The sequence below is a fragment of the Pseudomonas sp. 58 R 3 genome (assembly GCF_900006605.1).
Classification (GTDB): Bacteria; Pseudomonadota; Gammaproteobacteria; order Pseudomonadales; family Pseudomonadaceae; genus Aquipseudomonas; species Aquipseudomonas salomonii.
Genome location: NZ_CVTT01000050.1, coordinates 124140 through 147053 on the forward strand (window position 1 = coordinate 124140; position 22914 = coordinate 147053).

Consider the following 22914-nt stretch of genomic DNA (forward strand, 5'->3'; position numbering starts at 1 on the left):
GAAGAAATACAAAATATCAGCTGCATAGGGTAACGGTTTCGGGCGCTCAAACCGAGTTTCTTTACGCGAATGGCGCTAATCAGCTGCTTTTTTGTCAGCAGATTTGTCCACAAAACCAACTTTGTTGCACATAAATGCTCTAATCGGCCCGTGTTGTCTTACAGAAGAATCGGTTTTACCCATGGATATCAAACAGCTCTGGCTCAACGTCCAAGACCTTTGGGGCGCCCTCGATGAACACCCACTGCTGCATTCCAGCCTGGGTTTGCTGATATTGCTGGTGGTCGCCTTATTGGTCGGACGGGTAGCGCGCTACCTCATCCTCCACGCCATCAAACTGCTCGGCCGGCAACCGGCGCTGCACTGGCTCAATGACCTGCGGCATAACAAAGTCTTTCACCGCCTGGCGCAGATGACGCCCTCCCTGGTGATCCAGTTCGGCCTGTATCTGGTACCCGACCTGAGCAAGACCGCCACTCTGTTTATCGGCAATGTGGCGCTGGCGTTCACCATCCTGTTCATGACGCTGGCCGTGAGCGCCCTGCTCAACGCCTTGCTGGATATCTACGCGCGCACCGAACATGCCCGCACCCGCTCGATCAAGGGCTATGTGCAGTTGGCGAAGATGGTGCTGTTCGTGTTTGCCGCGATCATCATCGTCGCCACCTTGATCGACCGTTCGCCGCTGTTGTTGCTCTCGGGCCTGGGTGCCATGTCGGCCGTGATTTTGTTGGTGTACAAGGACACGCTGCTGTCGTTTGTGGCCAGCGTGCAGCTGACCAGCAACGACATGCTGCGGGTCGGCGACTGGATCGAGATGCCCCAGGTCGGCGCCGACGGTGACGTGGTGGATATCACCCTGCACACGGTCAAGGTGCAGAACTTCGACAAAACCATCGTCTCGATCCCGACCTGGCGCCTGATGTCGGAGTCGTTCAAGAACTGGCGCGGCATGCAGGCGTCCGGCGGGCGCCGTATCAAGCGCAGCCTGTATATCGACGCCAGCGGCGTGCGCTTTTTACGCGACGACGAAGAAGTGCGCATGACCCAGGTGCACCTGCTCACCGACTACATCAGCCGCAAGCAGGCCGAACTCAAGGCCTGGAACGAAGCCCAGGGCCATAGCGCGCAACTGTCGGCCAACCGCCGCCGCATGACCAACCTCGGCACCTTCCGCGCCTACGCCCTGGCCTACTTGAAAAGCCACCCGGACATCCAGCCGAACATGACCTGCATGGTGCGCCAGATGCAAACCACCGCCCAAGGCGTACCACTGGAAATCTACTGCTTCACGCGCACCACGGCGTGGGCCGATTACGAGCGCATCCAGGGCGATATCTTTGATTACTTGCTGGCGGTGTTGCCGGAGTTTGGCTTGAGCCTGTATCAGCAACCGAGTGGCAATGATCTACGCGCCGGGGTGTTGCCGGCGGCATTGGGGGCCAGCCAATTGCCAGCCCTGGAAAACGAATCTGCCTAACGCCATCAATTCCCTGTGGCAGCGGGCTTGCCCGCTGCCACACTAGCCTCAGCGGTGGATCGCGTCCGTACGCACACCCAAGCGACTGACCCACACCGCCCCCAGAATCACCAACCCACCCAACGCCAAGCGCCCCAGCGGCTCGTGCTGATTCCAGATCAGCAGGTTCAGCAGCAACCCCACCGGCACATGCAGGTTGTTCATCACTGCCAATGTGCCGCCGTTGACCAGGCAGGCGCCTTTGTTCCACCAGTACATGCCCAGCGCCGTGCTGACCAGCCCGAGAAACACCAGCACACCCCACTGCAGCGGCGCTTCGGGCAGGAAGTTGGTTTTGCCGAACAGCAGGAACGCCGGCAGCACCACGATCAAGGCGCCCACGTAGAAGTAGCCAAAGCGCCGGTAGTGCGGCAAATCACTCGGATAACGCGCCACCAAATGCTTGTACATCACCTGCCCGGCGGCGTAGGTGAAGTTGGCCAGTTGCAGCAGCAAGAAGCCCATCAGGAAGTTCGGCGTGATCTGGTCGAAGCGAATCACGGCCGCGCCGCCCACGGCCACCAGCGCAGCAACCAATGCCCACGGGTTGAAACGGCGGTTAAGCGCGTCTTCAATCAGGGTCACGTGCAACGGTGTGAGGATGGTGAACAGCAATACTTCCGGCACCGTGAGTACGCGAAAGCTCAAATACAGGCACACATACGTCACGCCGAACTGCAGCGCGCCGATCAGCAACATGCCGCGCATGAAGGGCGGTGCCACCGAACGCCAACGGGTCAGCGGGATGAAAATCAGCCCGGCCAATACCACACGCACCAGCACGGCGAAGTAGCTGTCGACGTGACCGGCGAGGTATTCGCCGATCAAGCTGAAGGAAAATGCCTGAATCAGGGTGACAACCAGTAAATAGCCCATGCGCGCCTCGTTTCGAATGGGCGGGACATTAAAGGTTTTCGGCGTTTACTGAAACTCAAGGCAAAAAAAACCCGACCTCGCTATAGCGGCAGTCGGGCAGGAGCACTCAGGAGCAACAAGTGCAAAGGGAGGTTCGATACGCGTACTTGAAGGGTTTGCGTGGAGCGATATAAACACCGCGCGATTATGTGACGATTAAAGCGTTATGCGACCTGTGCCAGCAGCGCTTTGGCGTGGTTGATGCCCTTCTCCTGGAAGTCACCGCTCAGGTTCACGCCTTCGGCATGAATGAACGTGACGTCATGAATCCCGATAAACGCCATGACCTGGCGCAGGTACGGTTCCTGGTGATCGGAGGTGGCGCCGGTGTGGATGCCACCGCGGGCGGTCAACACAATGGCGCGCTTGCCGGTCAGCAGACCCTGCGGGCCGGTGGCGGTGTACTTGAAGGTCACACCGGCGCGCAGCACGTGGTCCAGCCAGGCTTTAAGCGTGCTGGGAATGGCAAAGTTGTACATCGGCGCAGCCATCACCAGCACATCGGCGGCGAGCAATTCGTCGGTCAGTTCGTTGGAGCGGTCCAGGGACGCCTGTTCGACGCCGCTGCGCTGGTCGGCGGGTTTCATCCAGCCGCCGAGCAGGTTGGCGTCCAGGTGCGGAACCGGGTTGAGGGCCACATCACGCACAGTGATCTGATCCGCCGGGTGGGCGGCCTGCCATTGGCTGATGAACTGTTGAGTCAGCTGGCGGGAGATCGAATCCTGCTGGCGAGCGCTGCTTTCGATGATCAGAACATTGGACATGGCTGGGTAGGCTCCATCTGTAAATGCTGTAAGGCGATGGAGTGAAGATTAAACAGAGCTAATTCGATAAAAAAGCGTAAAAAACTGCTATAACCCATCTATAAATTTGTTTATAAGCGGAGTACTGCTGTGGGCATGCTCCGCTGCCGCGTTATTTTGGAGCGCACGCCAGGGCGATACGCATCTTGATAATCGAGCGGGTGAATTTGACCGTGGTGTTGGTGCTTTTACCTGCCGGCACCGTGACCGTGCGGCGACGCGGTGATTCCGGGCCGTTGGTGAAGGTTACCGAGCACACCGCGTCATTGGTGCCGTAATTATTCAGCTGTATCGAACTGATGTCGTTGTCGACGTCGGACGCCGTGTAGTCAATGCTCACGCCCTCGATCTTTTTAGTCACGTCGGTGGGATAGGCAAACGCGCTCATCGGCAGCAGCGCCAGCAACACACAACAGAATTTTCTCATTCGGCAGTCTCCAATAAGGACGGCCAGCTTAGGACAAGAGGAGCTCATCTTGAAAGCGCCCCGCGTTACCCTCGATCAATGGCGCACGCTGCAGGCCGTGGTCGACCACGGTGGCTTCGCCCAGGCGGCTGAAGCACTGCACCGTTCGCAGTCCTCGGTGAGCTACACCGTGGCCCGCATGCAAGACCAGCTCGGCGTGCCATTGCTGCGCATCGACGGGCGCAAGGCCGTGCTCACCGAGGCCGGTGAAGTGCTGTTGCGCCGCTCGCGGCAACTGGTCAAAAACGCCAGCCAGCTGGAAGACCTCGCCCACCATATGGAACAGGGCTGGGAAGCCGAAGTACGCCTGGTGGTGGACGCCGCCTACCCGAATGCGCGGCTGGTGCGCGCCCTCACCGCCTTTATGCCGCAAAGCCGTGGCTGCCGCGTGCGCCTGCGTGAAGAAGTGCTGTCGGGGGTTGAAGAGCTGTTGATAGATGGCATGGCTGACCTGGCCATCAGCAGTTTCATCATTCCGGGCTACCTGGGCACCGAAATGAGTGACGTGGAATTTATCGCTGTGGCACACCCCGACCACTCGCTGCATCGCCTGAACCGCGAGCTGAGCTTCCAGGACCTGGAAAGCCAGATGCAAGTGGTGATCCGTGACTCCGGCCGCCAACAGCCGCGCGATGTCGGCTGGCTGGGCGCCGAACAGCGCTGGACCGTCGGCAGCTTGCCCACCGCCGCCACCTTCGTCAGCAGCGGCCTGGGCTTCGCCTGGTTGCCCCGGCACTTGATCGAGCGCGAACTCAAGGATGGCCTGCTCAAGCAGCTGCCATTGGAAAAGGGTGGCAGCCGCAACCCGACGTTCTACCTGTACTCGAACAAAGACAAACCCCTGGGGCCGGCCACGCAGATTCTTATCGATTTGTTACGCACCTTTGACACCGCTCCCCTGGACGCACCTTTCGCCGCGCCCCAGCAAGCCTGAAACGGAGTTCACCCATGGCCTGGTTCGACCACGAAGGCTGCAGCCTGCATTACGAGGAATACGGTCACGGCACCCCGCTGCTCCTGATCCACGGCCTGGGTTCCAGCAGCCAGGATTGGGAATTGCAGATTCCGGTGCTGGCTCGGTATTACCGCCTGATCGTGGTGGATGTACGCGGTCACGGTCGCTCCGACAAACCCCGCGAGCGCTACAGCATCCAGGGCTTTACCTTCGATCTGCTGGCGTTGATCGAACACCTGAACCTGCCGCCCACCCATGTCGTGGGCTTGTCCATGGGCGGCATGATCGCGTTCCAGCTGGCCGTGGACGAGCCCGCGCGGGTCAAGAGCCTGTGCATCGTCAACAGCGCGCCGGAGGTCAAGGTGCGCAGCGCCGATGATTACTGGCAATGGGCCAAGCGCTGGAGCCTGGCGCGCGCGCTCAGCCTGGCCACCATCGGCAAGGCCCTGGGCGATCGGCTGTTCCCCAAGCCCGAGCAAGCCGACCTGCGGCGCAAAATGGCCGAACGCTGGGCAAAAAACGACAAACGTGCTTATCTCGCCAGCTTCGATGCGATTGTCGGCTGGGGCGTACAGGAACAACTTTCCGGAATTACCTGTCCTACGCTGGTCATCAGCGCCGACCACGACTACACCCCCGTGGCGCAGAAAGAAAACTATGTAAAACTGCTGCCCGATGCGCGGCTGGTGGTGATCAAGGATTCCCGCCATGCCACGCCCTTGGACCAACCCGAAGTCTTTAACGCTACCTTGCTCGATTTTCTAAAGACAGTCGAAACCACTACCCAGGATCACTGACCTATGCTGAAAAAAATCGCCTTCTTTGCCGGCTCCGTATTGTTCGCAGCCAACCTGATGGCTGCTGAGCCTGCCAAGGCCCCTCACGTCCTGATCACCACCACCAACGGCGACATCGAAATCGAACTGGACCCGGTCAAGGCGCCGATCAGCACCAAGAACTTCCTGGCCTATGTCGACAAAGGCTTCTACACCAACACGATTTTCCACCGCGTGATCCCGGGCTTCATGGTCCAGGGCGGCGGTTTCACCGCGCAGATGTCGCAGAAGCCGACCGAAGCGCCGATCAAGAACGAAGCCAGCAACGGCCTGCATAACGTGCGCGGCACCTTGTCGATGGCACGCACCAATGATCCAAATTCGGCCACCAGCCAATTCTTCATCAACGTGGCCGACAATGCCTTCCTCGACCCGGGCCGCGATGCGGGGTATGCCGTGTTCGCCAAAGTGGTCAAGGGCATGGACGTCGTCGACGTTATCGTCAACTCGCAAACCACTACCAAGCAAGGCATGCAAAACGTGCCAATCGATCCTGTTGTGATCAAGTCGGCCAAGCGCATCGACTGAGGTCCGCAGCAAGCTCCGCACGCGGCCCACAACGCCGCGTGCGCATTTGAAAGGAGAGCCCGCAACGCGGGCGTCAGACTGAATGCTCTATCGTCGCTTTGAACAACTGATCGACATCTTCCGCGACGCCCCCAGCGCCGCCCCTCCTGATAAAGTCCTGCCTTTCTACCTCTACTACCTGCGCCAGGTATGGCCAAGCTTTGCCGCCTTGCTGGTGGTCGGCCTGATCGGTGCGTTGATCGAAGTGGCGCTGTTCAGCTACCTGAGCCGCATTATCGATTTGGCCCAAGGCACACCGCCCGCGAATTTTTTCCAGATTCACAGTGCCGAACTGATCTGGATGGCCGTGGTGGCCCTGCTGCTGCGTCCAATCTTCAATGGCCTGCATGACTTGCTGGTGCACCAGACCATCAACCCCGGCATGACCAGCCTGATCCGCTGGCAGAACCATAGCTACGTACTCAAGCAGAGCCTGAATTTTTTCCAGAACGATTTCGCCGGGCGTATCGCCCAGCGCATCATGCAAACCGGCAACTCCCTGCGCGATTCGGCAGTGGCGACGGCGGAGGCCATCTGGCACGTGTCGATCTATGCCATCAGCGCGCTGGTGCTGTTTGCCGAGGCGGACTGGCGCCTGATGATCCCGCTGATCACCTGGATCATTCTGTACAGCCTGGCGCTACGTTACTTCGTGCCCCGCGTAAAAGAACGCTCGGTGATCTCCTCCGAGGCGCGCTCCAAACTGATGGGCCGCATTGTCGACGGCTACACCAACATCACCACCTTGAAGCTGTTCGCCCATACCCAAAATGAGCAGGAGTACGCCAAGGAAGCGATCATCGAGCAAACCGAAAAAACCCAGTTGGCCGCGCGCGTGCTCACCAGCATGGATGTGGTGATCTGCACCTTGAACGGCGTGCTGATCGTCACCACCACTGGCCTGGCCTTGTGGCTGTGGACGCAGTCGCTGATTTCCGTGGGCGCCATCGCCCTGGCTACCGGCCTGGTGATCCGTATCGTCAACATGTCCGGCTGGATTATGTGGGTGGTCAATGGCATCTTCGAAAACATCGGCATGGTGCAGGACGGTCTGAAAACCATCGCGGCGCCACTGGCGGTGACCGACCGCGAAAACGCGCCGCGCCTGCAAGTGCCCCACGGCGAAGTCCGTTTCGAGCAGGTGGATTTCCACTATGGCAAAAAGAGCGGGATCATTGGCGGCTTGAACCTTCAGATCAAGGCCGGTGAGAAAATCGGCCTGATCGGCCCCTCCGGTGCGGGTAAATCTACCCTGGTCAACCTGCTGCTGCGCCTGTATGACCTGCAAGGCGGGCGCATCCTGATCGACGGCCAGAACATCGCCGAAGTGGCACAGGAGTCCTTGCGGGCACAGATCGGCATGATCACCCAGGACACCTCGCTGCTGCACCGCTCGATCCGTGACAACTTGCTGTACGGCAAGCCGGATGCCAGCGATGAAGAGCTCAACGCCGCCATCCACAAAGCCCGCGCCGATGAGTTCATCCCGCTGCTGTCGGATGCCGAAGGGCGCACCGGGCTGGATGCACACGTGGGCGAGCGCGGGGTGAAACTCTCGGGCGGGCAACGCCAGCGCATTGCCATTGCGCGAGTGCTGCTCAAGGACGCGCCGATTCTGATCATGGACGAAGCGACGTCGGCGCTGGATTCGGAAGTGGAAGCGGCGATCCAGGAAAGCCTGGAAACACTGATGCAAGGCAAGACCGTGATCGCGATTGCGCACCGCTTGTCGACCATTGCACGCATGGACCGCCTGGTGGTGCTGGAGAAAGGCCAGATCGCCGAGACCGGCAGCCATGCCGAATTGCTGGCCCATGGTGGTTTGTATGCCAGGTTGTGGCAGCACCAGACCGGCGGGTTTGTCGGCATCGATTAAAAGTCCACTGCGAAACAGTGTGGGAGCTGGCTTGCCTGCGATAACGCACCGTCAGTACCGAATCGGTTATCTGGCGCACCGCAATCGCAGGCAAGCCAGCTCCCACCTTTAATCGGCGCCAGGCCCTCATTCACGGGGCCCTGGCGCTTTTTTATGGCCTGGATTTGTATCAAAAGCGTGCTGTAATCAGTGCAGTGCCCAGAGGGGCGCTGAAGTAAATCTGCAGGGAGCATCACTGATTTACTGACACGGTAGAGCGATCTATCAAGGACGTGTCGCATGTCTTTGTTCAAACGTTCAGTCACAGAGGGGTTAGGTACGTTTTGGCTAGTGTTGGGCGGTTGCGGGAGTGCGGTGTTGGCCGCAGCGTTTCCCGCAGTCGGGATCGGGTTACTGGGTGTGGCCCTGGCCTTCGGGCTGACGGTGCTGACCATGGCATTTGCCATCGGGCATATCAGCGGGTGCCACCTCAACCCGGCAGTGTCAGTGGGGCTGGTCGTGGGCGGGCGGTTTCCGGCCAGGGAGTTACCGGCTTACATCGTCGCGCAGGTAATCGGCGCCACCGTCGCTGCTGCACTGTTGTACTTCATTGCCAGCGGCAAACCGGGCTTTGAGCTGGCCGGCGGCCTGGCTTCCAACGGCTACGGCGAGCACTCGCCAGGGGGCTACTCGATGGCTGCGGGGTTTGTCTGTGAGCTGGTGATGACGGCGATGTTCGTGCTGATCATCCTCGGCGCCACCGACCGGCGTGCCCCGCCGGGTCTTGCACCTATCGCCATCGGCCTGGCCTTGACCTTGATCCACTTGATCTCCATTCCCGTAACCAACACTTCGGTCAACCCGGCCCGCAGTACCGGCCCGGCATTGATCGTCGGCGGGTGGGCGATCCAGCAGTTGTGGATGTTCTGGCTGGCGCCGATCCTCGGCGCTGTAATCGGTGGAGTGACCTATCGATGGCTGGGCAAGGAGCAGCCGGCCTGAGGCAAACGGGTTCAGCCCTGCCGATAAGGCAGGGCTGCCCTCGCTTCTTCGGCATACGCCAGAATCCCAACCCGCTCGCGTTCCAGGAAGTCTTCGACGGCATTCTTCAAACCGGGATGGCGCAGGTAGTGCCACGACCGTGTGATCACTGGCTCAAACCCGCGAATCAACTTGTGTTCGCCCTGGGCGCCGGCGTCGAAACGTTGCAGGCCGTGGGCGATGGCGTAGTCCATGCCCTGGTAAAAGCAGGTTTCAAAATGCAGGCGGTCGAACTCGGCCAGGCAGCCCCAGTAGCGGCCGTAGAAACTGTCGCCACCGATCAGGCTGAAGGCCATGGCCACCGGGCGTGTACCTTGTTTGGCCAGCACCACGCGAATCGCCTCGGGCATGCGCTCGGCCAGCAGGCTGAAAAAGGCGCGGGTCAGGTAGGGTGCCTGGCGACGCACCGCGTAGGTGTTGGCGTAGCAGGCGTAGACAAAATCCCACTGCGCCTCGCTTAACTCATGGCCTTGCAACCATTCAAAATCGATGCCCTGCCCGGCCACTTGCTCGCGTTCTTTGCGCATCTGTTTGCGCTTGCGTGAACTCAAGGCATCGAGAAAGTCCTGGAAGTCGCGATAACCGCGGTTTTGCCAGTGAAACTGGCAGCCCAGGCGCTGCAACCAACCCGCCTGCCCAGCCAGTGCGGCATCGGCCAACGGGTCGGTAAAGTTGATATGGGCACTGGAGAGCCCTTCGATTTCCAGATAACCGGGCAGGCTACCCAGCAGTTCAACCCCGTCCTCGGCATTCCTGGCCAGCAAGCGCGGGCCGCTCACCGGACTGAACGGCACCGCCGTCAGCAACTTGGGGTAGTACTCGATGCCCGCGCGCGCGCAAGCGTCCGCCCAGCCGTGATCAAACACGTACTCGCCATAGGAGTGCCACTTGCGGTAGCTGGGCAGGGCCGCCACCAGCCGTTCGCCTTCCCAATGCAGCAAATGCTCGGGCTGCCAACCGGACTGCGGGCCCAGGCTGGCGCTGTCTTCCAGCGCACTGAGAAAGGCATGCCGCACAAAGGGTTGGGCCTGCGGCACCAGGGCATCCCAGACGTGCGGGGCGATTGCAGACAGCTTGTCCAGGCGTTGCAGCGGCATCGGCATCCTCTCTGTTTCTTGGCGTGAAAGCCTGGCGAGTATCGCCTATCGCGGCGCCAGGCACACCTCGAAACGACCGGGACAAACCTCGAAACAATTAGTTCCAGATTAAATAATTTGTCATCTAGGTGAAATCACTTAGCCACTACTCCGTCATAAACGGTCGCGATACTGACGCCTGTTTTTAGAGCGCCTGGTTCTACCAGGCGGCTATTTTCCGTCCGTCATCGGTCGGTTGTGTCCTGGATGGTTTGCCATCCCTCCTCACTTTCGGAGATTGATATGCGTCTTGCTTCCACTAAAACTGCGGCGGCCCTGTGTGGCGGCCTGTTGCTGGCCCTGAGCGTTCCGGCCAGCGCTGCAGTCGACGCTAAATTGCTCGACATGCTCAAGGCCAACGGCCAGATCACCGCTGCGCAGTACACCGAACTGCAAACGGAATTAGCCAAGGACCAGAAAGAAAAGCAGATCGCACAGCAAGCTCAACAAGAGACCAACGAGCAGATCGCGGCCACCGCGAAAAAAACCAACGACCTCAGCGTCTTCGATCAGAAGCTGGCCTGGGCCGCGCGCACCCAGCTCAAGGGTGATGTGCGCTTCCGTCAGGAAACCGTGAAGATCCAGGGCGAATCCAACAACGGCGGCCGCGACAAAGACCGTCAGCGCATCCGTGCCCGCCTGGGCGCCTACACCGAGATCAACTCCCAGGTCGACACCGGCATCCGCGTGGCCACCGGCAGCAGCGACGATGCGCGCTCCACCAACCAGGACCAGGACAACTACTTCGACAAGAAGTCGATCTGGCTGGACCTGGGCTACATCGACTACCACCCGGACCAGATCAAGAACCTGCACGTGATCGGCGGCAAAATGCTGCAACCGTGGGTGAACATGGGCGACGTGATCTGGGATAGCGACATCAACCCTGAAGGCCTGGCCGTCACCTACAAATACCCATTGGGCGGCAGCGCCGAGCTGTTCGGCAGCCTGGGTAACTACAACCTCAAGGACAACGTGGACGGCGACGGCGTGCAATTTCGCCATGACCTGCGCCTGACGTCCGGCCAGTTGGGCACGCGCTTCTCGCTCACCGACAACCTGAAAATGACCCTGGGCGGCAGCGTCTACGCCTACCAGAACGACAAGGACAGCCGCTGCACAACCACCACCACGCCATGCGCGCTGGCGGTCAACGGCAACTCGGCCAACAACGAATTCCGCCTGTATGAAGGCTTTGCCCAAGCCGACATCGGCGGCCTGGCCGTGCCTTTGGCGTTATACGGCCAGTACGTGAAAAACAACGATGCGGTGACCGACCAGGACACCGCCTGGTTGATCGGCGCCAAATCCAAGGTGTTCGGTTTCAACCTGGACTACAACTACCGCGATACTCAGCGTGATGCAGTGGTTGGCGCCTTCACCGATTCGGACTTCGCCAACGGCACCACCGGTTCGCGCGGCCACAAGCTCAAAGTCAGCTACGACATCGACAAGAACTTCGCCCTCGGCGCCACGTACTTCCTGACCAAGGCTGACTACGCCAGCCGCACGCAGCGTGATGCCAACACCAACACCCTGCAGCTGGATGCTGAAGCCAAGTTCTAACTGAGTGTGCAATAACCCTTGGGCCAGGACGGCCCGAGGGGTTTCAACAGCCTTGCGTGGGTGGGCCGATCCCCATCATCCGTTCGACTCACCCACGCGAGCCTGGCTCTTCCCCGCCGTTACTGATCCTTGAGCCTTTCGGCCACCAGCCGATCAGCCAGTGCATCAACATCCTTTACCGGCTCCTGCGGCATGATCTTCAACGTCGCCTGCATCAGGCGCATCTGACGAATAAATCGCCGGCAGTTGGGGCAGAACATCAAGTGATGACGCACCAGCAAACGCTCTCGAAAGGTCAATTGCCCATCGAGGTAGTCACTGGATCGCGCCACTTGTTCCTTACAGGTCAACATTCACCCGTTTCCTCAAAATGCTCCACCGTGGCGAAGACTTTAAGCCGTGCTCGATGCAACAGCACACGAACATTGGAGAGCGAGAGGGTCAGAAGATTACAAATCTCCTCCAACTCCAGGCCTTGGCGTTCTCGCAGCACCAGCACGCTGCTTTGCAGCTCCGACAAACTCAGGATTGTATGCTCCAGGCACTTGCGCAGCTCATCCTCGGTCAGCAAGGCTTCCGGGGTGTCCTGGTGCCAGGCGTAAGGCGCAACAGCCCAGTGGCCGTCGTCGGGGACGAAGCGGTCATCACCAAGGGTGCCATGGGGCGAAGGCAAATCATCGAGCAATACTTCCCGACGGTTCTGTTTGTAGCGGCCCTTGGCGGAGTTGGCGGTGATGGTCAACAGCCAGGTCTTGAGGCTGGAGCGCCCTTCGAACTTGGCCAGGTTACGCACCACCGACAGCCAGGCGTCTTGCACCACCTCATCGGCGTGGCGCTGGCCGACAATGGCATAGGCAACCGCGCGCATGGCGCTCTGGTAGGTGGTGACCAGTTCCTTGTAGGCCCGCTGCTCGCCCTTGAGCAGCCGTTCAAGCAGGTGCGCGTCGTCCGCTGCTGCCATTGTTTACCTCAAATTACCTTGGAATACGGTCGGTGTGGGAGCTGGCTTGCCTGCGATGCAGGCACCCCGGTGGATCAGTCACACCACAGTGATGCCATCGCAGGCAAGCCAGCCCCCACAGGATCAGCGCTTGCGCAGGATCACGCTGCCAATCGAGTAACCCGCGCCGAACGAGCTGAGCACCGCAACCGAGCCCTTGGGCAGATCGTCCTGGTAGGTGTGAAACGCAATCACCGAACCTGCCGAGCTGGTATTGGCGTAAGTATCAAGGATCACCGGCGCTTCCTCCACCGAGGCCTCGCGGCCCAGCAGTTTCTTCACAATCAGGTGGTTCATGCTCAGGTTGGCCTGGTGCAGCCAGAAACGCTTCACGTCGGTCACGTTCAGCTGGTTTTCTTCAAGATGTACACCGATCAACTCGGCAACCATCGGGCAGACATCCCGGAAGACTTTGCGGCCTTCCTGCACGAACAGTTTGTCCGGCGCGCCGATGCCTTCTTCGGCGGTACGGTTGAGGAAACCGAAGTTGTTGCGGATGTTATTGGAGAACTTGGTCAGCAGCTTGGTGCTGACCACGTCGAACTGGTGCTCGGAGGTCGCCAGATCAGCGCGCTCGAGGATCACCGCCGTGGCCGCATCACCGAAGATGAAATGGCTGTCGCGATCGCGGAAATTCAAGTGGCCGGTGCAGACTTCCGGGTTGACCATCAGGATCGCCCGGGCCTGGCCCAACTGAATGCTGTTGGCGGCGTTCTGGATGCCGAAGGTCGCCGAGGAACACGCCACGTTCATGTCGAAGCCGAAACCCTGGATGCCCAGGGCTTCCTGGACTTCAATGGCGATGGCCGGGTAGGCGCGCTGCAGGTTGGAGCAGGCGACGATCACGCCATCAATGTCGGCGGCGGTCTTGCCGGCGCGCTGCAGGGCTTGTTCGGCGGCGCCGATGGCCATCTGGCAGAGTACCGACCACTCGTCGTTGCTGCGCTCGGGCAAGCGCGGAGCCATGCGTTGCGGGTCAAGGATGCCGTCCTTGTCCATCACAAAGCGGCTCTTGATGCCCGATGCCTTCTCGATAAAGGCCGCGCTGGACTCGGTCAGCGCCTGCACCTCACCGCGCTCGATGGCCGCGGCGTTATCGCTGTTGAACTGTTGCACGTAAGCATTGAAAGACTGCACCAGCTCTTCGTTGGAGATGCTGTTGGCCGGGGTGTACAGGCCAGTGCCGCTGATGACGACGTTATGCACGGTCGTTCCTCTAAATCTGTCAGGCAGAGAAGAAATTGGTACCGTCGTACCAAACTTTAAGTCGTTCAATGCCCTCCAGCGGGCATCAAACTGGCAACGCTTTATCCCATCGCGCCACAGCGTCTCGCGGCGTTACCGGTCTTTATGACTGCGAAGTTTGCCACAACCTCGCGGATTTGGCGCCATCCCCGGGATTAACCCCCCGCAATTCACTGGGAGCTGGCTGGAGGATCGAGGAAGAACTCAGGCTTCGACCTGGTTCCATTGTTTGCTCAAACGCTTATCGGAAATCGGCACCTTGGTGCCCAACTGCTGAGCAAACAGCGACACCCGGTATTCCTCCAGCCACCAGCGGTACAGCTCCAGCTGCGGGTCGCGCTTGCCTTCCTGGGCGTGTTTGTTCAGGCGGTTCTGGTACTGCGCCCACAAGCCGCCCAGCTCAGTGCTCCACACGCGATCTTTTTGCACCTGGCTCGGCAGTTTCTCCAGGCGCAGTTCGATGGCTTTGAGAAAGCGCGGCAATTCCTTGAACCAGTGCGCCGGGGTTTCGCGCACAAAACCCTGATACACCAGGTTGCCGAGTTGCTGTTTGATGTCGTTCAACGCCACGGCCTGGGCCAGGTCGATTTTGCCTTTGAAGCGCTTCTGCAAACCATGCCAGAGTTTCAGCACGTCCAGGGTCAAACGCGCCAGGCGCTCGGCGTGCTCGGCCCAACTGCCGCGCTTGCGTTCGGCCAACGCAGCCAGACCGGCACCGTCACGCGGCAGGCTGGCTTCGCCTTCGAGCACGCAGGTGTCGAGGCTGGCCAATAGAATGTCTTCCACCAGTGCATCAATGCGCCCCAGCTCGCGGTACATCAGGCCCAGTTCGGTCAAACCGGGCAGTTTGCCCCGCAGGAATTTTGCCGGTTCCGCCAGTTGCTGCATAAGGAGGCGCTGCAAGGCGCGACGGTGCTGGAACTCGGCTTCGGCGGCGGTGGAAAAACGCCCTTCCTTGACCGTGCCGTTTTCTTCGACCAGGGCCGGATACACCGTCATCGACAGGCCGGCAATCTTTTGCTGGGTCTTTTCCGCCACGGCGGCAAACACCTTGGCTTCCACCGGCTGCTGGCTTTTCGCAGTCTGCGGCACCGCCAATGCGGCCTGGCTGGCCTCGGCGAAACGTGCGGTCAGCTCGGCCAGATCGCGGCCTTCGCCCAGGAACTTGCCCTGGCCGTCAACCACTTCAAGGTTCATCTTCAGGTGGCTTTCCACCTGCTGCGCCGCCTCGGCCCAGGCCTCATCACTGACCCGCGCGCCGGTCATGCGCAGCAATTCGCGGCCCAGTGCCTGAGGCAGCGAGCCCTGACCAAATTCGATACGTTGCAGGGCGGCCTTGACGAAGTCCGGCACCGGCACAAAGTTCTTGCGCAGCGCCTTGGGCAGGTTGCGCACCAGCGCAATGCACTTGGCTTCGATCACACCCGGCACCAGCCACTCCAGACGCTCGGGCGGCAATGCCGGCAACAATGGCGCCGGTACGCGCAGGGTTACGCCGTCGCGGGGGTGGTTGGGTTCAAAGTGGTAACTCAGGGCCAGTTCCAGGTCGCCCAAATGCAGCGTGTCCGGGTAATGCGCGGCGGTGACTTCACTGGCCTCGCGGGCCAGCACGTCTTCTTCACGCATGATCAGCAGTTGCGGGTCTTTCTGGCTGTTGACCTTGTACCAGCTGTCGAACGTGGCGGTCTGGTGGATCTCTGCCGGCAAGCGCGCGTCATAGAAGGCGTACAGGGTTTCTTCATCCGCCAGAATGTCACGACGACGGGCCTTGGCCTCCAGCTCATCGAGCTGTTCCAGCAGTTGCTGGTTGGCCGTGAGGCACTTGGCGCGGGATTGAATCTCGCCGCGTACCAACCCTTCACGAATAAACAACTCGCGGGACACCACCGGGTCAATCGGCCCGTAATGCACCGGCCGGCGCCCGACCACAATCAGCCCGAACAGGGTGATCTGCTCAAACGCCACCACTTGGCCGCGCTTCTTTTCCCAGTGCGGTTCGAAGTGGTTTTTCTTGATCAGGTGCCCGGCCAGCGGCTCGATCCAGTCGGCATCGATCTTGGCGACCATGCGCGCATACAGTTTGGTGGTTTCCACCAGTTCGGCGGCCATCAGCCATTGCGGACGCTTTTTGCCGATACCCGAAGACGGGTGAATCCAGAAGCGCCGCTGCCGTGCGCCGAGGTAATCGCCGTCTTCGGTCTTCTGCCCGATCTGGCTGAGCAGGCCGGACAGCACCGCCTTGTGCAGTTTCGCAAAGTCGGCCGGTTCCTTGTTGACCGTCAGTTGCATATCGCGGCAGATCAGGCTCAACTGGCGATGGGAGTCACGCCACTCGCGCAGGCGCAGGTAATTCAGGAAGTTCTTGCGGCACCAGTTGCGCAACGGGCTGGCGGTCAGTGCCTGGCGCTGTTCTTCAAAGCCACGCCACAGATTGACCAGCCCGGCGAAGTCCGAATCGGCATCCTTCCACTGCGCGTGGGCCTGGTCGGCAGCTTGCTGGCGCTCCGGCGGACGCTCGCGTGGGTCCTGTATCGACATGGCGCTGGCCACAATCAACACTTCCTGCAAACTGCCGAGCTTGGCCGCTTCGAGCAACATGCGGCCCATGCGCGGGTCCACCGGCAGGCGCGCCAACTGGCGGCCCAGGGGCGTGAGCTGGCTGTTGCGGTCCACCGCCGAGAGTTCTTGCAGCAGGTTGAAACCGTCGCTGATCGCCTTGCCATCCGGCGGCTCGATAAACGGGAAGTCGGTAATTTCGCCCAGGCGCAGGTGCAGCATCTGCAGGATCACCGCAGCGAGGTTGGTGCGCAGAATCTCCGGGTCAGTAAATTCCGGGCGGCCGATAAAATCTTCTTCGCTGTACAAACGAATGCAAATGCCCGGCTCAACCCGGCCGCAGCGGCCTTTACGCTGGTTGGCACTGGCCTGGGAAATCGCCTCGATCGGCAGGCGCTGCACTTTGGCGCGGTAGCTGTAACGGCTGATGCGCGCGGTGCCGCTGTCGATCACATAACGGATGCCCGGTACGGTCAGCGAGGTTTCCGCAACGTTGGTCGCCAGCACCACGCGGCGGCCTGGGTGAGACTGGAAAATCCGCTGCTGTTCGGCCGGTGACAGGCGCGCATACAACGGCAAAATTTCGGTGTGCTTGAGCTGGGCCTTGCGCAGCATGTCCGCGGCGTCGCGAATCTCGCGTTCGCCCGGCAAAAACACCAGCACATCGCCGGGGCTGCGACGTTCGCTGCGCTCATAGGCGGCAATTTCGTCGAGGGTGGCGAGAATCGCCTGGTCGACGGTCAAGTCGTCCTCGACGCGGTTGCCCTCCTCGTCCTGCTCCAGCGTCAGCGGGCGGTACCAGGTGTCGACCGGGAAGGTGCGGCCCGAGACCTCGACAATCGGCGCATCGTCGAAGTGCTTGGAAAAGCGCTCCAGGTCGATGGTCGCCGAGGTAATGATGACCTTGAGGTCCGGGCGACGCGGCAACAGGGTTTTCAGGTAACCGAGCAGGAAGTCGATGTTCAGGCTGCGTTCGTGGGCTTCGTCGACGATGATGGTGTCGTAGCGCTCCAGATAACGGTCGTTCTGGGTTTCCGCCAGCAAAATACCGTCGGTCATCAGCTTGATCAGGGTGTTGGAGTCACTCTGATCTTCGAAACGCACCTGATAGCCGACCAGCGCGCCCAAGGGTGTCGCAAGCTCTTCGGCAACCCGGCTGGCGACGCTGCGCGCAGCAATCCGGCGTGGCTGGGTGTGGCCGATCAGGCCGTACTGGCCGCGACCGATTTCCAGGCAGATCTTCGGCAACTGGGTGGTTTTACCCGAGCCGGTTTCGCCGGCAATGATCAGCACCTGATGCTTGAGCAACGCTTCTTTGATCTCGTCGCGCTTGGCGGCAATCGGCAGGCTGTCGTCATAGCGAATCACCGGCAGGCTGGCGCGCCGCGCGGTGACCTGGGCGCAGGACGCTTGCATACGCGTGACCCACTGCGCCAGCTTCTCCTCGTCAGGCTTCTTGCGCAGCTCAAGCAACTGGCGCCGCAAGCGGTGGCGGTCGGCGAGCATGGCGTGATCGAGGTTCTTGAGCAGTTGGTCGATAGCGGGCGCTTGGTCAGTCATCAGGTACTTTGCAGGTCGTCTATTTATGCACGGCCGGCAAGTGTGGCAGAAAAGCGGCTGATCTGGCAGACGCCTCTCTAAATGTGGGAGCGGGCTTGCTCGCGAAAGCGGTGCATCAGTTGACCATTGAGGTGACTGGCACACCGCATTCGCGAGCAAGCCCGCTCCCACAGGAGTATGCGTTTACAGCGGGTCTTTGCGCCGATACGGAAACACATCAATCACCTTGCCGGCGCGAATCGCTTCCTGCAGGCCTTTCCAGTAGTCGGCGTTGTACAACTCGCCATGCAACTCGTCGAACAGTTTGCGCTGGCCGGCATCGGCGAACAGGAACGGCGGGAACTCTTCCGGGAACACGTCCAGCGGGCCGATGGAGTACCAGGGCTCCGAGGCCATTTCATCTTCGGGCGTGCGCGGTGCGGGGATGTGGCGGAAGTTGGCTTCGGTGAGAAAGCAGATTTCATCATAGTCATAGAACACCACACGACCGTGGCGGGTGACGCCGAAGTTCTTGAGCAGCATGTCGCCGGGGAAGATGTTCGCCGCCGCCAGTTGCTTGATCGCCAGGCCATAGTCTTCCAGGGCTTCGCGCACCTGGGCGGGGTTGGCGTTGTCCAGGTAGAGGTTGAGCGGGGTCATGCGCCGCTCGGTCCAGCAGTGGCGAATCAGCACCGTATCGCCCTCCACCTGCACCGTGCCGGCGGCGACTTCCAGTAACTCGGCCAGGCATTCGGGCTCGAATTTGCTTAGGGGAAAGCGGAAGTCGGCAAACTCCTGGGTGTCGGCCATGCGCCCCACCCGATCAACGCTTTTAACCAGCCGGTACTTCTCGATCACCGTGGCACGGTTGACGTTTTTCGACGGCGAAAAGCGGTCCTTGATGATCTTGAATACGGTGTTGAAACCCGGCAGCGTGAACACACTCATGACCATGCCGCGCACGCCGGGCGCCATGATGAATTGATCATCGGTGGTGGCCAGGTGGTTGATCAACGCGCGGTAGAACTCCGATTTACCGTGCTTGTAGAAACCGATCGAGGTGTACAGCTCGGCAATATGCTTGCCGGGCAGGATGCGCTTGAGAAAGCCGATAAACTCCGCCGGCACCGGCACATCGACCATGAAGTATGAGCGTGTGAAGGAAAAGATGATCGACACATCGGCTTCGTCGGTGATCAGCGCATCGATCTGGATGCCGCGCCCTTCGCGGTGCAGCAACGGGATCACCAGTGGCCACTGCTCGTCGCGGGTGTAAATGCGGCCCACGAGGTAGGCACCTTTATTACGGTAAAGCACCGACGAAAACAGCTCGATACTCAGCTCAGGGTCTTTGCACACCCAATCCGGCAGATTTTCGCGCAGCTGCGCCTGGAGGCGGCGCAGGTCGCCGTCGAGGTCGGCATAGGCTTCGCTGAAGCGGTAATCGGCGAAGATCTGCGCCAGCGTCGCCGCCAGGTCGCCCGCAGGTTGATAGGTGCGGGTTTGCGCCGCACGCGCCCGGCGCAGGCTCGGCCGCGTGGTGTGGATGAACATGCAGCCGTCACTGATCAGGTCATGGCTGAACAGCCCGCAGAAGATCGAGTTGTACCAGGTCTCGGACAGCTCATCGTCAAAACGCAGATCGATCAGGCCGATGTACGCGCTTTTAACCAATGGCCACTCGTCCACTGCCAGCAACGCCGCCTCATCGAAGTGGGCACGCAGACGTGCCGTGACTTCAGCGACCTTCTCTTCATACAAATTGATCCGCGCCGCCGATGCCGCCTGCCCTTGTTGCCACTGAGCCGTTTCGAAACGCTCGCGGGCACCGTCGGTGATCTGGCGAAAGTGCTCACGGTAATCGTCGAAGCCATCGAGGATCATGCGGGCAATGGCAGGGGCGGATGGCGACATGCGGGAAACCTCGAACGGGTATCTGGATGCCTGAGCTTAGCCAGTGAATCGAGGCAGGAGAAGGATGATTTGCACGGCCTGACTGTACAACATCATGCATTTTGTACATTTAGTTTCAGTTTTAATAAGTAGACCACTCGGTCAATAAAAGCACCAAAAAGTCACCCGACTCACCGCTACAGGCTTTGAACTGCGTGGCCCTGCCCTCGCCGAGCGCAAAACGTACCCACCGGTGAATTCATAACTGATGTAACGACCTCGGCACCGCTTAGGGGAAACCCCGATTACTACCTTAATGGCACTTTGATATACAGCGCGCCCTTTCCCACCCTTACAAGGTCTGAAGACCGACCCGGGAACCGGTTCAAATCGCCTAAGGAGCAATAAGATGTCATTGAGGAATATGCCGATCGGTCTGCGCGCCAGCCTGAGTTTTGGGGTGTTGGCCAGCATGCTGGTGATCGTCGGAATGTTTGGCCTGGGGCAGATGGCCAAGCTGCGCGAAAGCGCGCTGGTGATGGAAGAGTCGTGGATGCCGAGCATCGAGAATATCCACGACGCTGCAGCCTGCATCGCCAACATCCGCCTGGAGTCGATGCGCATGGTGACCACCGACGAATCAAGGATCCGCGACAACAGCAAAAGCCTGATCGCCCGCCAGCGCAACGAACTCAACACCCTGCTCGAGCACCACACCGACCTGCTCAGCAGCGACGAAGAGCGCGCCATGCTCAAGCAACTCAACAGCGATGTGAACACTTACAACAGCATCGTCAGCCAGATGATGGAGCTGGTCGACAAGGACCAGCAGCAAGACGCCATCGACCTGCTCAACACACGCATCGGCCCACAGGGCACGGTCTTGAATAAAAGCCTGGAGGACATGATTACCTTCAATCAGCAAGGCGTGGAAGCCGCCGCGGACGCGGCGGCGCAGATGTACACCCGCGCGCAGTGGGTGGTCGGCCTGATCATCCTGTGCGCACTGATCACGACCTTGTTGCTCGCCTGGCTGCTGACCCGCAGCATCACCACCCCGCTGGGCCAGGCGCTGGCTGTGGCGCGCACCATTGCCGGTGGCGATTTGAGCCAGCCCATCGTGGTCAAAGGCAGCGACGAACCGGCGCAATTGCTGACGGCCCTGGCCACCATGCAGGATCAGTTGCGCACCACCATTCATGGCATCAGCGAGTCGGCGCAGCAACTGGCCTCCGCAGCCGAAGAGATGAGTTCGGTGATGGAGCAGAGCACCCGTGGCCTGCAAGCGCAGAACGATGAGATCGAACAGGCCGCCACCGCCGTCAACGAGATGAGCGCGGCGGTGGACGAAGTCGCGGCCAATGCAGTGTCCAGCGCCGAGGCGTCCACGGCCTCCGACGAAGACAGCAAGCACGGTCATTACCAGATCAGCGCAACCATCAGCGCGATCCAGAGCCTGGTGGACGAAGTACTCGGTGCGTCCAACAAAGCCGAAGGCCTGGCGGTGCAGGCCCAGGACATCAGTAAAGTGCTGGAAGTGATCCGCGGCATCGCCGGGCAAACCAACCTGCTGGCGCTGAATGCCGCCATCGAAGCCGCCCGCGCAGGCGAGGCTGGGCGCGGGTTTGCCGTGGTGGCCGACGAGGTGCGCTCACTGGCGCAACGCACCCAGGACTCCACCGAAGAAATCGAGCAGATGATCAACGGCATCCAGCAAGGCACCCAAGGCACTGTCGAAGCGCTCAACAGCAGCGCCGAGCACGCCGGCCAGACCTTGCAGCGGGCCAACAGCGCCGGCAGCGCCCTGGAAAAAATCACTGCGGCCATCTCGCAGATCAGCGAACGCAACCTGGTGATCGCCAGCGCCGCCGAGCAACAGGCCCTGGTAGCCCGTGACGTCGACCGCAGCCTGGTGAACATCCGCGACCTGTCGACCCAGACCGCCGCCGGCGCCACCCAGACCTCGGCGGCCAGCCAGGAACTGTCACGCCTGGCGGTGGACCTCAACGGCATGGTGACGCGGTTTGTCCTGTAATTAGCGATTGTGTCGCGCAGGCCACTGGGCAACACTCGCCGCCTTATTGATGTAGGAGTGTTCCGTGAGACCTGTCGACACCCTGTACCTGTTGGGGCTGGCTGCCATTTGGGGCGCCAGTTTCCTGTTCATGCGCATTATCGCGCCGGAAATCGGCACGGTGCCGACTGCGTTTTTTCGCGTGTCGATCGCCGCCGCCGGCTTGCTGGTGATCCTCACGGTGATGCGCGTGAACTGGGACTTCCAGGGCAAGTTCAAGACCGTGCTGCTGCTCGGCGTGATCAACTCCGGGATACCCGCGACTATGTATTCCGTGGCCGCTCAGGTGCTGCCGGCGGGTTACTCGGCGATCTTCAACGCCACCACGCCGTTGATGGGCGTGTTGATCGGCGGGTTGTTCTTCAGCGAGCGCCTGACGCCTTCGAAAATCGCAGGTGTGTGTTTGGGCCTGTTCGGCGTAGGAATCCTGACCCGTGCCGGGCCGGTAGCCTTTGATAGGGACTTGTTGATGGGCGCACTGGCCTGCCTGCTGGCCACCACGTGCTACGGCTTCGCCGGGTTCCTTGCGCGGCGCTGGCTCGATCAGCGTGGCGGCCTGGACAGCCGGCTTTCGGCATTGGGCAGCATGCTCGGCGCGACCCTGTTCTTGCTGCCGTTCTTTGCCTACAGCGCCATCAGCCATCCACCGGCGAGCTGGGGTGGCTGGCAGGTGTGGTCGTCATTGTTGGGGTTGGGGCTGGTGTGCACGGCGTTTGCCTACATCCTGTACTTCCGCTTGCTGTCGTCGATTGGGCCGGTGAAGTCGATGACCGTGACCTTTATGATTCCGCCGTTTGGGGTGTTGTGGGGGGCGTTGTTGCTGGGAGAGCCGTTGTCGATGGCGCATTTGTATGGCGGGGTGTTGATTGGGGGCGCCCTTTGGCTGGTGCTGCGACCAGGGAAATTATCGGCCCGCTAGGCGCCCGTCATCATCTGGTCACGCAGTAA

18 protein-coding genes are annotated in these 22914 nt (G+C 60.6%); 9 read left to right on the forward strand and 9 right to left on the reverse strand.

The genetic code is table 11. The annotated features are described in order from the left end of the window. The first annotated feature begins 181 nt into the window (after positions 1–181). Positions 182–1480, forward strand: a complete 1299-nt coding sequence (locus BFP92_RS13175; RefSeq protein WP_065929808.1) for a mechanosensitive ion channel family protein — start codon at positions 182–184, stop codon at positions 1478–1480. Between the two features lie 48 nt (positions 1481–1528). On the opposite strand, the gene BFP92_RS13180 is transcribed toward BFP92_RS13175, so the two are convergent. The 3 genes from BFP92_RS13180 to BFP92_RS13190 form a co-directional block, all read right to left on the reverse strand. Beyond that, positions 1529–2395, reverse strand: coding sequence for a carboxylate/amino acid/amine transporter (locus BFP92_RS13180; protein ID WP_065929809.1), 867 nt, complete (start codon positions 2393–2395; stop codon positions 1529–1531). 203 nt (positions 2396–2598) lie between these two features. Next, entirely contained in the window at positions 2599–3198 is a 600-nt protein-coding gene (locus BFP92_RS13185) for an FMN-dependent NADH-azoreductase (RefSeq protein ID WP_065929810.1), read from the reverse strand. A 151-nt stretch (positions 3199–3349) separates the two neighbouring features. Continuing rightward, positions 3350–3664, reverse strand: coding sequence for a 3-phosphoglycerate kinase (locus BFP92_RS13190; RefSeq protein ID WP_065929811.1), 315 nt, complete (start codon positions 3662–3664; stop codon positions 3350–3352). Between the two features lie 49 nt (positions 3665–3713). On the opposite strand from BFP92_RS13190, the gene BFP92_RS13195 reads away from it, so the two are divergent. The 5 genes from BFP92_RS13195 to aqpZ all read left to right on the forward strand — a co-directional run bounded on the left by BFP92_RS13195 (position 3714) and on the right by aqpZ (position 8918). Further along, positions 3714–4637: a PA3225 family LysR-type transcriptional regulator gene (locus tag BFP92_RS13195; protein WP_065929812.1), complete on the forward strand. Its 924-nt coding sequence runs from the start codon at positions 3714–3716 to the stop codon at positions 4635–4637. A 14-nt stretch (positions 4638–4651) separates the two neighbouring features. Beyond that, positions 4652–5455, forward strand: a complete 804-nt coding sequence (locus BFP92_RS13200) for an alpha/beta fold hydrolase (RefSeq protein WP_065929813.1) — start codon at positions 4652–4654, stop codon at positions 5453–5455. Between the two features lie 3 nt (positions 5456–5458). Next, positions 5459–6022: a peptidylprolyl isomerase A gene (locus BFP92_RS13205; RefSeq protein WP_016979352.1), complete on the forward strand. Its 564-nt coding sequence runs from the start codon at positions 5459–5461 to the stop codon at positions 6020–6022. Between the two features lie 82 nt (positions 6023–6104). After that, positions 6105–7937 (forward strand): ABC transporter ATP-binding protein, encoded by a 1833-nt coding sequence (locus tag BFP92_RS13210; protein WP_056861493.1) that lies wholly within the window; start codon positions 6105–6107, stop codon positions 7935–7937. A gap of 279 nt (positions 7938–8216) precedes the next feature. Beyond that, a complete protein-coding gene (aqpZ, locus tag BFP92_RS13215; protein WP_065929814.1) occupies positions 8217–8918 on the forward strand; it encodes an aquaporin Z in 702 nt (233 codons plus the stop codon). Positions 8919–8929: 11 nt separating this feature from the next. Here aqpZ and BFP92_RS13220 read toward each other — a convergent pair whose 3' ends face one another. After that, positions 8930–10054, reverse strand: coding sequence for a GNAT family N-acetyltransferase (locus tag BFP92_RS13220; protein WP_065929934.1), 1125 nt, complete (start codon positions 10052–10054; stop codon positions 8930–8932). 282 nt (positions 10055–10336) lie between these two features. On the opposite strand from BFP92_RS13220, the gene BFP92_RS13225 reads away from it, so the two are divergent. Next, the gene (locus BFP92_RS13225; protein ID WP_065929815.1) at positions 10337–11659 is read left to right on the forward strand and encodes a putative porin; all 1323 of its coding nucleotides are present in this window, start codon (positions 10337–10339) and stop codon (positions 11657–11659) included. A 119-nt stretch (positions 11660–11778) separates the two neighbouring features. Here BFP92_RS13225 and BFP92_RS13230 read toward each other — a convergent pair whose 3' ends face one another. The 5 genes from BFP92_RS13230 to aceK form a co-directional block, all read right to left on the reverse strand. Next, positions 11779–12012, reverse strand: coding sequence for an anti-sigma factor family protein (locus BFP92_RS13230; protein ID WP_056861494.1), 234 nt, complete (start codon positions 12010–12012; stop codon positions 11779–11781). Then, a complete protein-coding gene (locus BFP92_RS13235; RefSeq protein ID WP_065929816.1) occupies positions 12006–12620 on the reverse strand; it encodes an RNA polymerase sigma factor in 615 nt (204 codons plus the stop codon). Before BFP92_RS13235 ends, BFP92_RS13230 begins: the two co-directional genes overlap by 7 nt. 123 nt (positions 12621–12743) lie before the next feature. Continuing rightward, a complete protein-coding gene (locus tag BFP92_RS13240; protein WP_056861495.1) occupies positions 12744–13865 on the reverse strand; it encodes a beta-ketoacyl-ACP synthase III in 1122 nt (373 codons plus the stop codon). A 243-nt stretch (positions 13866–14108) separates the two neighbouring features. Beyond that, entirely contained in the window at positions 14109–18020 is a 3912-nt protein-coding gene (gene hrpA / locus BFP92_RS13245) for an ATP-dependent RNA helicase HrpA (RefSeq protein WP_065929817.1), read from the reverse strand. Between the two features lie 183 nt (positions 18021–18203). Continuing rightward, positions 18204–19913: a bifunctional isocitrate dehydrogenase kinase/phosphatase gene (gene aceK / locus BFP92_RS13250; RefSeq protein ID WP_065929818.1), complete on the reverse strand. Its 1710-nt coding sequence runs from the start codon at positions 19911–19913 to the stop codon at positions 18204–18206. 388 nt (positions 19914–20301) lie between these two features. On the opposite strand from aceK, the gene BFP92_RS13255 reads away from it, so the two are divergent. Together BFP92_RS13255 and BFP92_RS13260 are read left to right on the forward strand one after the other, a co-directional pair. Beyond that, complete coding sequence (locus tag BFP92_RS13255; RefSeq protein ID WP_065929819.1) at positions 20302–21927, forward strand: methyl-accepting chemotaxis protein; 1626 nt, start codon at positions 20302–20304, stop codon at positions 21925–21927. A 64-nt stretch (positions 21928–21991) separates the two neighbouring features. Further along, the gene (locus BFP92_RS13260; RefSeq protein WP_065929820.1) at positions 21992–22885 is read left to right on the forward strand and encodes a DMT family transporter; all 894 of its coding nucleotides are present in this window, start codon (positions 21992–21994) and stop codon (positions 22883–22885) included. Positions 22886–22914: the final 29 nt, after the last annotated feature.

Excerpts from the sequence above, each read along its gene's own strand:
- BFP92_RS13175 (WP_065929808.1), top strand. The coding sequence starts at position 182 with ATGGATATCAAACAGCTCTGGCTCAACGTCCAAGACCTTTGGGGCGCC.
- BFP92_RS13180 (WP_065929809.1), bottom strand. The coding sequence starts at position 2,395 with ATGGGCTATTTACTGGTTGTCACCCTGATTCAGGCATTTTCCTTCAGC.
- BFP92_RS13185 (WP_065929810.1), bottom strand. The coding sequence starts at position 3,198 with ATGTCCAATGTTCTGATCATCGAAAGCAGCGCTCGCCAGCAGGATTCG.
- BFP92_RS13190 (WP_065929811.1), bottom strand. The coding sequence starts at position 3,664 with ATGAGAAAATTCTGTTGTGTGTTGCTGGCGCTGCTGCCGATGAGCGCG.
- BFP92_RS13200 (WP_065929813.1), top strand. The coding sequence starts at position 4,652 with ATGGCCTGGTTCGACCACGAAGGCTGCAGCCTGCATTACGAGGAATAC.
- BFP92_RS13205 (WP_016979352.1), top strand. The coding sequence starts at position 5,459 with ATGCTGAAAAAAATCGCCTTCTTTGCCGGCTCCGTATTGTTCGCAGCC.
- BFP92_RS13210 (WP_056861493.1), top strand. The coding sequence starts at position 6,105 with ATGCTCTATCGTCGCTTTGAACAACTGATCGACATCTTCCGCGACGCC.
- aqpZ (WP_065929814.1), top strand. The coding sequence starts at position 8,217 with ATGTCTTTGTTCAAACGTTCAGTCACAGAGGGGTTAGGTACGTTTTGG.
- BFP92_RS13220 (WP_065929934.1), bottom strand. The coding sequence starts at position 10,054 with ATGCCGCTGCAACGCCTGGACAAGCTGTCTGCAATCGCCCCGCACGTC.
- BFP92_RS13225 (WP_065929815.1), top strand. The coding sequence starts at position 10,337 with ATGCGTCTTGCTTCCACTAAAACTGCGGCGGCCCTGTGTGGCGGCCTG.
- BFP92_RS13230 (WP_056861494.1), bottom strand. The coding sequence starts at position 12,012 with ATGTTGACCTGTAAGGAACAAGTGGCGCGATCCAGTGACTACCTCGAT.
- BFP92_RS13235 (WP_065929816.1), bottom strand. The coding sequence starts at position 12,620 with ATGGCAGCAGCGGACGACGCGCACCTGCTTGAACGGCTGCTCAAGGGC.
- hrpA (WP_065929817.1), bottom strand. The coding sequence starts at position 18,020 with ATGACTGACCAAGCGCCCGCTATCGACCAACTGCTCAAGAACCTCGAT.
- aceK (WP_065929818.1), bottom strand. The coding sequence starts at position 19,913 with ATGTCGCCATCCGCCCCTGCCATTGCCCGCATGATCCTCGATGGCTTC.
- BFP92_RS13255 (WP_065929819.1), top strand. The coding sequence starts at position 20,302 with ATGTCATTGAGGAATATGCCGATCGGTCTGCGCGCCAGCCTGAGTTTT.